General features: G+C 58.9%; 9 protein-coding genes. 1 reads left to right on the forward strand and 8 read right to left on the reverse strand.

Annotation, left to right across the window (positions count from 1 at the left end; genetic code table 11):
- The 4 genes from WA354_RS21040 to WA354_RS21055 form a co-directional block, all read right to left on the reverse strand.
- The coding region (locus WA354_RS21040) for an exodeoxyribonuclease VII large subunit (protein ID WP_472814982.1) at nt 1–330 on the reverse strand (330 nt) is incomplete at its 3' end.
- A gap of 47 nt (nt 331–377) precedes the next feature.
- Complete coding sequence (locus tag WA354_RS21045; protein ID WP_472814983.1) at nt 378–710, reverse strand: Hpt domain-containing protein; 333 nt, start codon at nt 708–710, stop codon at nt 378–380.
- 10 nt (nt 711–720) lie between these two features.
- Entirely contained in the window at nt 721–1,092 is a 372-nt protein-coding gene (locus WA354_RS21050; protein WP_472814984.1) for a response regulator, read from the reverse strand.
- A gap of 23 nt (nt 1,093–1,115) precedes the next feature.
- Entirely contained in the window at nt 1,116–4,622 is a 3,507-nt protein-coding gene (locus WA354_RS21055; RefSeq protein WP_472814985.1) for a PAS domain S-box protein, read from the reverse strand.
- Nucleotides 4,623–4,954: 332 nt separating this feature from the next.
- On the opposite strand from WA354_RS21055, the gene WA354_RS21060 reads away from it, so the two are divergent.
- A complete protein-coding gene (locus WA354_RS21060) occupies nt 4,955–5,872 on the forward strand; it encodes a S1/P1 nuclease (RefSeq protein WP_472814986.1) in 918 nt (305 codons plus the stop codon).
- 22 nt (nt 5,873–5,894) lie between these two features.
- Here the strand turns inward: WA354_RS21060 and WA354_RS21065 are convergent, their stop codons facing one another.
- The 4 genes from WA354_RS21065 to WA354_RS21080 form a co-directional block, all read right to left on the reverse strand.
- Entirely contained in the window at nt 5,895–8,555 is a 2,661-nt protein-coding gene (locus WA354_RS21065; RefSeq protein WP_472814987.1) for an ADOP family duplicated permease, read from the reverse strand.
- A 7-nt stretch (nt 8,556–8,562) separates the two neighbouring features.
- Entirely contained in the window at nt 8,563–8,892 is a 330-nt protein-coding gene (locus WA354_RS21070; RefSeq protein WP_472814988.1) for a PadR family transcriptional regulator, read from the reverse strand.
- Between the two features lie 126 nt (nt 8,893–9,018).
- Nucleotides 9,019–9,489 carry a DUF2062 domain-containing protein gene (locus WA354_RS21075; RefSeq protein ID WP_472814989.1) on the reverse strand — a complete coding sequence of 157 codons (471 nt, stop codon included), beginning with the start codon at nt 9,487–9,489 and terminating at the stop codon, nt 9,019–9,021.
- A 231-nt stretch (nt 9,490–9,720) separates the two neighbouring features.
- Nucleotides 9,721–10,191, reverse strand: a 471-nt coding sequence (locus WA354_RS21080; protein WP_472814990.1) for a nucleoside/nucleotide kinase family protein, incomplete at its 5' end; no start/stop codon positions are given.

Here is a 10,191-nt window from a genome sequence, read left to right on the forward strand (position 1 = left end):
CAACTGTCCACGCTGGGCGTACACGCTTGCGCGCCCGCGTACCAGCACGTGCATTCCATCTTCGGGCTTGAAGCGCAGCAGAAGCACCTGCCGCCGAAATAGCACCACAGGCAATTGAGCCTCAGCATCCTTCAACGTGAAATACAGGTGTCCTGACGGCGCCGGGCGGCAATTCGAAATCTCGCCCTCGACCCAAATATCGCTGAACTCATGTTCGACTTGCTCGCAGACATGCTCCACCAATTCGCGCACCGGCCAGATGCGGCGCGCACTCTGCGGCTCCTCAAAGGTCAGGTCGAGTTGCCGCCTCGATGTGTCCTGTCGAAGCACCTCTACGAGTGTAATTGCTGAGGTGCCTTGCCGGGCATGGGGCGCGGCTACGGGCGGTTTGCGATCATTGACCGCAATTGCTCTGCAATCGCTCGAAGGCGCGAAGCGACTGCTGGGTCTCCGTCAAGCGAATCGCCGTACAAAGTTTCCGCTTCGCGCGCCAGTTCCGTACCTTCTTTGAGACCAAAGGTTCCCAGAACACCCGCCAGTTTATGCGCGTCTGCGCCCGCCTGTTCCTGCCCGGTTTTAGTCAGAGTTCCGATTTCGAGGCTCTCTGCTGCTTTTTTGAGAGTCCCCACTCGTTCTTCCATCTGCGGCAGGTATTTTGCCCACAGCCGATTCATAGCATCGGCCAGCGGAGATCCTTGAGCATCGCTCACCGAATGTGCCTCAGCTCCAGCCAAGGATGCCGGCTACCTGCTGGGAAAGGGTTAGCGGATCGAATGGCTTGACCAAAACGGCCTTTACACCCAGATCGGCGAAACGCGAGCGATCGGTTGCCTGAACCTTGGCGGTAAGCAGCATCACGGGAATGTGGGCGGTTGCCGGATTCTTCTGCAATTCCCGGAACGTCGCCGGGCCGTCCATCCCGGGCATCATTACGTCCAGCAGGATTGCGTCCGGTTGATACGTTGTCGCGCGGGCAAGGCCTTGTGCGCCCGAGCTGGCCACCATCACTTCCCAGCCCGCTACGGTCTCCAAGCTCAATGCAGCTACTTCGCGAATATCGTCTTCGTCATCAATGATAAGAATGCGATGCATGAATTACTTCTCCGGAACCAGCCTCAAGATTCCTGGCTGGCGGAAACCTCGGGTATGGAATCTTCGACCTCTTGCGAGCTGCGAAGCATTGTCAGCACCAGGGCTTCCAGTTGTTCGGGCTCAACGCTGGCCTTTGCCAGGAAATGACTCAGCCCGAGCACCAGTTGCATGCGTTCGGCCTGCGTCAAACCATGTGCAGAATAGGCCACCAGCGGTGCCCGGTTCAAATCTTCGTGCTGGCGCAGCCAATCCACCACGTTGAATCCATCGCCATTCGGCATGCCGATGTCCAGCACAATCATGTGGGGCTGGAAGGTCAGGCAATCATCCATCGCTCCCTGGCGCGTATGAGCCACTCGCACCAGAATCCCCTCACGCCTGAAGATCTCGGCCACAACCTGGCCCAGATCGAGATTGTCTTCAATCACCAGGATCCGCGCTTCCTCACCCGGAACGCAGAGCACCTTGACCAGCTCGCTCAGCAGAGCATCGTCGCTTGGTCGCGGGAATAGACGGTCCACCTTGCGGCCGGCCTCCCCCGCCTGCTGCGGATTGGCCACGCCCAGCAGCACCACGGGCGTATGCGCCTCGGGATCTTCGCGGCGCAGCATCGGCAGTATCTCCCAGCCGTTGATGCCATCGATCGTCGTGTCCAATATGATGGCCGAGACTCCCTCATGGGCCACCGCTACCGCCTGGTCCGCGGTCGTCGCTTCTACCACGCGGTATCCGTACCGCGAGAGTTGATCGGCGATCAACGGCCGAGTTCCGCCATTGGTATCAGCCACAAGGACTGCCCCATGGGTCGCGGGGCTCGATTCGCCTTCCTCAGTCTTCGCGGCGACAGGCTGATAGGACAGGAAGACCCTGAACGTCGATCCGCGCACCGGATTGCGTTCCGCCCAGATGCGCCCGCTATGCTGCAAAACAATCGCGCGACAAATCGCCAATCCCAGTCCGCTGCCGCCCTTCTGCCGCGAGTCTGACGCATCGACCTGCTGGAATCGTCCGAAGATCGCTTCCAGTTTGTCGGCGGGAATTCCGCGTCCCTGGTCGATAACCGACAGCGTCACGCCGCTTGCGCCAGAGCGCAGCATCACAGAGATTGCCGAGTTTGGCGGGGAGAACTTGATTGCATTTGACAACAGGTTGGTGACCACCTGCAGCAGGCGATCCGGGTCTGCTGTGATCTCCACTTGCGTCTTGTCATGGATCAACAACACGCCGGCCTCATCTGCCATTGGCTGCACCCCGTCGATCGCCTGGCGCACAATTTCGCCTAACTGGATCGGCCGGAATGCGAGCGGCTCGCGGCCGCTCTGCGTGCGTTCAAGGTCGAGAATGTCATTGATGAGCCGTACCAGGCGCTCGGAGTTGCTGAGAGCAATGCGCAACAGATTCGCCGCCTTCTCATTGATCACGCCGAGCATGCCCGACGAAAGCAGACCTAGGGCCCCACGAATCGAGGTCAGGGGCGTACGCAGTTCGTGGCTGACGGTCGAAACGAACTCGTCCTTCATTCGGTCAAGCGCATAACGCTGGCTGATGTCTCTGAAGCTCAAGACCGATCCCGAAAATCTTCCCTGGTCGAGAATCGGATTGAGGAAAAACTCGGCCGGAAACCCCGTTCCGTTGCTGCGGAAGATGGTGCCTTCGCCAGTTACTGCTTTGCGCTGTCCCGATGCTCGACGCAGCGGACAGTCTTCAGCACACTTTTTGTCGGGCGGCGCCGAACCATGGACGAGTTGGTGAACCGGCTTGCCGATCAGGTTTTGTGGCCGCGCTCCAAGCAACCGGGCTGCTGCGGGATTGGCGAACCTCACCAGGCCATTGCGGTCGACCCCGCAGATACCATCAGCTACCGAACCCAGCAAAATCTCTTGCTGCCGGCTCAACTCCTCAGCGCGTTCGCGTTCTCGCGTTCGCGCCAGCATTTGCGCCAATGAACCAGCAACCGTTTCCATTGCCGCAGTGGTCTCGCGATCTTCGCGTATACGCGCATGGCAGTAGAACTCCAGCACCGCCAGTACATGATTGCCGACCTGCACCGGCGCAGCCCAGCCCGAGACCATCTTGCTGCGAACGGCGGCCTGCACCCGTGGGCTTGTCGCAAGCACCGATAGGTCCGATGCCCACACGAGGCGGCCTTCCTTCCATGCGCGGCCTGGCAAACTGCCTCCGGGCGCCAGCGTGATCCCCATGCTCTCCTGGATTAATCCCTCGGCCTCTTTGCCCGGAATGCCCCAGGCAGTATTGAATTCGAGACGGTTCTCTTCGGTGTTGACGTCCCACTTCACCGCCACATCCCAGCCCTGCGAGATGCACAGCGCCTCGAGCACGCGTTTGGTCGCGATGTCGGCCGAAATATTCTCGCCCACAATCTGGCTCACAACGAGTTGCAGAGCAAGCCTGTGCTCGCGCTGTTTCTGCTGTGTCACATCGTGAAGCAGGCATTGCACCGCCAGCGGTTTTCCAGCACGGCGCCGCTGATGCAAACTCATCTCCAGCTCGAGCACGCGCCCGTCCGCGGTCTCAGTGCGTAGCGGAGCACGGTCTACCGTTATTCCATCAAGCGCCCTTTTCAGCAGTCCTGCAACCTCATCGCGACAAGCTGGGCCGAAGATATCGGCAAACGAATCCCGTTCCAGAGACGCGTTTCTGTCCAGCCGGAAGGCCTGCCTCCACGCCGGATTGGCGTACAGGAACTTGCCCGTCATGTCGAGGGTTGCAATCATTTCGCTCGAGTTCTCGAACAGATCTCGATACCGGTCTCGTGGAATGCGCAGTCCCTCGCCCGGTGTGGCGTTGACGGACTGATCGAGTGCCACCGCAACCAGCCCGGTAGGCAAACCATCGCGATTGCGCAATGTGGAGATATGCAACCGAACAGGGAAGAGCGAACCATCTTTGCGTCGCAGATGTGTCTCAAAGCTCGGCACCTGGCTCGGGGCAAGGGAAGTAACGACCTCCGCGTAGGTTACGAGGCTGCCTTCCTGTCCTCCGTCGACCGGCTTGTTGATGCTGTACAGCCTGCGGACCTCTGAGACCAGCCGATGCTCCTCGCCAGGCGCCAGCAGCTTTTCGGTGCTCTCCTGGTTGACAAGTTCTGCAGCGTGGTACCCGAGCAGGCGTTCTGCAGTTGGGTTCATGTACGTGAGTTTGCCGTCGAGGCCGATGGAAAGCACCATCGTGCCCGCGGAATCCAGGATGTCTTTGAGCGGATCGCCGGCGTATCGCGCTGCGGCTTCTCGTTCGGCTGATATGTCCGCCAGCACTCGCATGAGGACTGCAGCCGTTAACCCCATCGCGGTCATCAGCAGGAGCCAGTCGAATTTTGGACCTGCTTCAACCCGAGCGAGAATGAGGCCTGCGGCCATCGCCACGGCAAACACGGAGAGCGAAGACCAAAGTGGCGGAGGAAGACTCTCTCCTTCTTTGTCCGCGTGTCTGGTTTCGCGTGGGTCCATCGGGTTGCCGCGCTCCTGCATCTTCACCGGTGTCGCTTCATCGGTGATCCGTCTTCGCCGCACGACAAGGTCAATCGCACGTGCGGTCCTTGGGGCAGATTGAGCACTTTCCTGACCCCTTTGATCTTGCACTGTTTAAGCGAGCATACATCCCTGTTGCCTCGCCTGTCCCAAGGTGGGAGGACACTTTCTGAAGAGCGCAGTGCAAACACAATTAGGCTTATCTTGCACCCTCCCACAAAATGGGCTGTGTTTCAATCGTATGTTACTGAACTGAAGTACCGTTGAACCCGAAACGTTACCGGCACTGGCCGACGTTCCATTTTGTCCGTTTCCACGTTTTCCGGAAGCGATCATCGCATCCGGTCCGCCGTATACTGGCATCAATGCTCCGCATGCCTGCGCGTACCCTGCCGACCGTGTCCGTATTCATTGTCCTTGCAAGCGCCTTCATACATGCGCCTTTCGCCTATGCCTGGGGTAACGAAGGTCATCGTATTATCAACCGTTTGGCCGCTGCCAACCTGCCTGCCGATGCCCCCGCTTTCCTCCGTTCGGATGTTGCAATCAACGAGATGGAATACCTGGGCCCTGAGCCGGATCGCTGGCGTTCTCCTGCTGAACCTGAGCTCAATGCGGCGCAGGCTCCCGAACACTTCATCGATCTGGAACCTGCCGACGCCCTCGGCCCCTTGCCTCACCGGCGGCTCGATTTTGAGGCGATGGCATTCGCGGCCGGCCAACGCCCTGAAAAAATCGGTCTTCAACCGTGGGAGGCGACCGAGGTGTGGGAGCGGCTTAAGGCGGCGCTACGTGAGTACCGGCGCCTCGCGGCTCTGCATCAGGACACGCACGCTGTAGAGCAGGCTGCCATTTTCTACGCGGGGTGGCTGGGACACTACGTAGGCGACGCTTCGCAGCCGCTTCACACTACCGTCCAATACAACGGCTGGACTGGACCTAACCCCAATGGCTACACAACGGCGCATACGATCCACTGGCAGTTTGAAGGGCCATTCGTGGCTGCCAATCTGCACGCAGCCGATGTTCAGCCGAAGATGGCTCCGGTGCACGCACTTGAAGGAGACGTTTTTGCCGAATACATGGCCTATCTTCGGCAGACTTCGAAATACGTCGAAAAGGTGTATCAATTGGAGAAAATTGGCGGGTTTGCGGGGCAGGGAACGCAGGAATCCCGCGATTTTACCGCTGATCGGCTCGCGGCCGGGGCCAGTATGCTGCGCGACATGATCTATTCGGCTTGGATCGAGAGCGGCAAACCCGTTCCCAATCCATTCGCCCCAGGGAATTAAGAGTTGCACTGCGGAAACATCCTCACTCTGCCCTCAATGCAACCATCGGATCAGATCGTGCTGCGCGTCGTGCAGGTACATAGGATGCAATCATGGCAACACTCAAGACCAGCAGAACAACCGCCGACAGGATGACCGGGTCCGCCGGGCTGACGCCGTAGACAAGGTTTTGCATCACGCGGCCCAGGCTCAGGGCCACCAGCACACCCAGAATCGTTCCAGACACAGCCAGCCCTGCGCTCTGAACCAGCACCATCCGGAGCAGATCCATTCGCTGCGCACCCAACGCGACGCGCAGGCCAAATTCCGGGGTTCGCTGGCTTACCGTGTATGCAATTACGCCATACGCCCCGATCGCGGCGAGCAAGATCGCCAGACCCGCAAACAGGCCTACAAGCACAAACGTAAAGCGCGTCGTCGAAACGGATGAGTTGACCACGCTATCCATCAGCTTCACATCCGCAATGGCGAGAGTCGGGTCAAGGCGATGGACCGCGTCCCGTAGTCCATCTGCGATCTGCCCGGGATTGGATTGGGTCCGGATTGCAATCGACATGTCTGGCTGGGAAGCCTGGAACTCGGACCACCAGAAAGCCGGCTCAGCACCCGGACTGTTGGGCTGATCTTTCACGTCGCCCACCACCCCCACAACTGTCATCCAGTCGGAGTCCTTCTTCGGAACGTCCTCGAAGCTGATCCGCTTACCGAGAGCATCCTTGTGGGGCCAGTAACGTTCGGCCATCGCGTGGTTGATAATGAGAGCCCATGGCGCGTCTTTCTTGTCCGCTTCGGTAAAAAAGCGGCCCTCAAGCAAAGGAATTCCCATCGCCCTGAAGTAGCCCGGAGTGGCCATGTGGTAACGTGCATGGAACTCCTGATGTGCCTGTGGCTTCTCGCCTTCAATTGTGAACCCGCCAGCATTCTCGTCATAGCCCGTCCAGGGCAGGTCGCTTCCGGCGCCCGCGCTCTCAACACCCGGCAGTGAACCCAGACTTGCCGAAAGCCTATCGTAGAATTGTGCCGTCTGCTCTCGTGTTTTGTACTTCGCGTGCGGCAGCGAAAGGCTCGCCGTAAGTAGGTGGTCCCCCCGGAATCCAGGGTCGAGTTGAATCAGATTGAGGAATGTGCGCAGCATCAGTCCTGCGCCGATCAGCAGAACACTCGCGAGGCTCACCTCGGCAATCACCAGCGCACTGCGCAACCGGTTCTGGTGGCGACTCGCCGTTGAAGTGCGGGCGGACTTCTGCAGGCCGTCCTTGGGGTCGGTTCGCGAAGCCTGAAGTGCCGGCGCCAGTCCAAACAGGATACCGGTGAACAGGCTTACCAGCAGAGTGAACACCAGCACCGGTCCACTGACGTGAATATCGTGTGCGCGAGGAAAGTCGGCAGGCAGCAAAGAGACGAGCGCACGAACTCCTCCAAACGCTAAAACCAATCCGAGTGCTCCTCCCACGGATGAAATCAGAAGGCTCTCCGTCAGAAGCTGGCGCACTACGCGTGAGCGCGGCGCGCCCATCGCAAGCCTTACCGCGATTTCTCGTTGTCGCGCCGAGGCACGAACCATCAGCAGATTCGCTGCGTTCGCACACGCAATCAGCAGCACAATACCCACCGACCCCAGCAGCACCAACAACAACTGGCGGCTTGCACCCACGATCTCTGTATAGAGCGGAATAACGAGAACCGACCAACCAGAGTCATTGTCCCCGTGCTCGCGCGCGATCTGCGCCATGATCGTATTCATCTCTGCCCGTGCGTGTTCCGCGCTGACGCCCTCCTTTAGCCGTCCGATGCCCTCAATGAAATGCGAACCGCGCTGATTGGGATTTCCGGCAAACGAGAATGGCCACCATACATCCACGCTTTCGCCATAGGCCACGGCGTGGTAGTCGTTGCCGGGATGCTCGGTACCTGCCGGCATTACGCCAACGACCGTGAATGGCTGCATGTTCATCGTGATTTTGCGGCCGATGATGTTCGGGTCGGCGCCAAATCGTGTGCGCCACACACGGTCACTGAGGATCACCTGGAGGCCATTGCCGGGAACTTCCGCCTGAAAATCAAACTCCCGCCCCAGTTCAGGATGTAAACCCAGCACGCGAAAATAACCTGACGTGATGCCGAATCCATTCAGCCGCACAGGTTCGCCGTCGCCCGAGAGCTGGACGTCGCCCCGCGTGAATGCCGCGATGGATTCGAACGAATGATTGCGTGCCCTGAAGTCGAGAAAGTCCCACGGATTAAGAGGAAACTTGGGATACTCGCGGCTGGAAAGGAAAATCCGAACCAGGCGCTCGGGCTGCTCATAAGGCAGCCTTTTCATCAGGACGCCGTTAATCACGCTGAAGATCGCGCTGTTGGCCCCGATGCTGAGGGCCAGCGTGACAATCATGATCAACGCAAAGGTAGGATTTGCCCAAAGCTGACGGAATGCGTACTTTGCATCCTGCAATGTAAGCTCGATGAACCCTGTGCCGCGCGCATCACGGCAGTCCTCTTTGACCTGTTCATGGCCGCCAAACGCGAGCCGCGCGCGACGCTTCGCCTCTTCTTCGGTCATGCCCGACCGCTTATACTTCTCAACCTGTCGGTCGAAGTGAAATCGCAGCTCTTCTTCCAACTCGTTCTCGACAGCATTACGGCGAAACAGGGCACGCGCGCGATAACGCAGATCATCCAGCATGGCCGATTCACGCTCCTTCCAGAACCTGCGCAACAGCTACTGTCAATTTGCGCCAGGCTTCTGTCTCTCGCTCAAGTTGTTTTGTGCCAGTTCGTGTGAGCTCGTAATACTTCGCGCGGCGGTTATTCTCTGACGTACCCCACTGCGCCATGATCCAGCCGCGTCGCTCCAGCCGATGTAGCGCGGGATACAGAGACCCCTGCTGGATGCTGAGCACTTCACTTGAAACCTGTTGCACACGCTCTGAAATGGCCCATCCGTGCTGGGGCCCCGTCAAAAGTGTTCTCAGTATCAGCAGATCAAGGGTTCCCTGGGGCAGTTCGATTCTCTCGGTCATTCGTTCCCTTCCGCTTCGACAAGAGAATAGGACACTTTCTTGTAGAAGTGCAAGGGGGAATATGCACATTTGGTTCTTCATTATCGGGACGGGCAGGATTTTGTTTCGGTCAATGTCCCTGACTGATTAGTCGCCAGCTTCGGCGGAGGCGAGCACGGGAACCCGGCGCAGCAGTGCCGTCAGCACCAGCGTGAGCAGAAGGACCATGGGAATGGCAGTAATCAGCCACGCGGCCAGCGCTTCGCCTGCCAGGCTCCCGGAAGCCCATACGAGCTTCATCGCCGACCCATGTGGGAGCAACCCGGCGTTCATTGCGGGATGCGCACTCGAGGAAAAGAGCCATCCGCCGAGACGCATAAACGGGAAGATGAGCGCGACCTGGAGAGGCATGGCAGCGTAATTGGCTGCCTGGATCGCCGGTATATTCAGCCGCAAACCGAGTGCGACGACCATGCACACGGCCGTTGGAAGACCAATCACCGGAATGCAACCGATGGCAAATCCCAGGGCAAGCGTAAGCGCGAGGCGCTGCGGCGAAATTCCTTGCCGCAACCACGTCTCAGCTCTCTGGCGCATCGCTCTGAGTGATCGGCTCATTTCAATTCCTACGTTATCGGTACGAAACCTGTTCCCGTGTAGATGTTGCGTAAATGTTTGATGAACGGTGCCAGATTTTGCACCGAATCACAGTCTGGTACAAATTTGGGAGGTCCACTGTGATCTCATCAACCAGCATAGACACGATTCAATTACGCAGACGCCTCCACTTTCGACGTATTTTGCTACTCCAAAGTGGCAGGGCTGTGCGGATTCGGCTGTTTGCTTCCGTTATCTAGGTAACCGGAGCAGTCCGCGATCGCGCATCGCGGCCAACACCTGTTCGACCTTCCAGTCCAACGCTGCGGTTCCGTCGATGACAAGGTCGGCATGGGTCGCGGATGGCCGGACGAAGGCGATGCTGGATGGCCGGACCGTTGCTTCATACTGCCGCCGCACCGATTCCGGCGTGCGCCCGCGCTCGAGCGTGTCGCGTCTCATGCGCCGATCGAAGCAGACATCATCCGGCGTATCCAGATACACGCGCATCTGGTAGAGCGGGAGCAACTCCTGGTAGTACAGTGCGAACAGTCCTTCAACAAGCACAAATGCAACCGCTCGCATGGTTTCGGTGCGGTCTGGAATGCGAATATGGTGGGAGAAATCGTAGAGTGGTCGCTCAATGGTTTGTCCCCGCGCAAGCGCCGCAACGTGCGCCGCCAGCAGGGAACTCTCAATCAGGGCTGGGTCGTCGAAATTCTC

Source organism: Occallatibacter sp., from assembly GCF_049802275.1.
Classification (GTDB): Bacteria; Acidobacteriota; Terriglobia; order Terriglobales; family Acidobacteriaceae; genus Telmatobacter.

Excerpts from the sequence above, each read along its gene's own strand:
- WA354_RS21050 (WP_472814984.1), bottom strand. The coding sequence starts at position 1,092 with ATGCATCGCATTCTTATCATTGATGACGAAGACGATATTCGCGAAGTA.
- WA354_RS21070 (WP_472814988.1), bottom strand. The coding sequence starts at position 8,892 with ATGACCGAGAGAATCGAACTGCCCCAGGGAACCCTTGATCTGCTGATA.
- WA354_RS21060 (WP_472814986.1), top strand. The coding sequence starts at position 4,955 with ATGCCTGCGCGTACCCTGCCGACCGTGTCCGTATTCATTGTCCTTGCA.
- WA354_RS21065 (WP_472814987.1), bottom strand. The coding sequence starts at position 8,555 with ATGCTGGATGATCTGCGTTATCGCGCGCGTGCCCTGTTTCGCCGTAAT.
- WA354_RS21075 (WP_472814989.1), bottom strand. The coding sequence starts at position 9,489 with ATGAGCCGATCACTCAGAGCGATGCGCCAGAGAGCTGAGACGTGGTTG.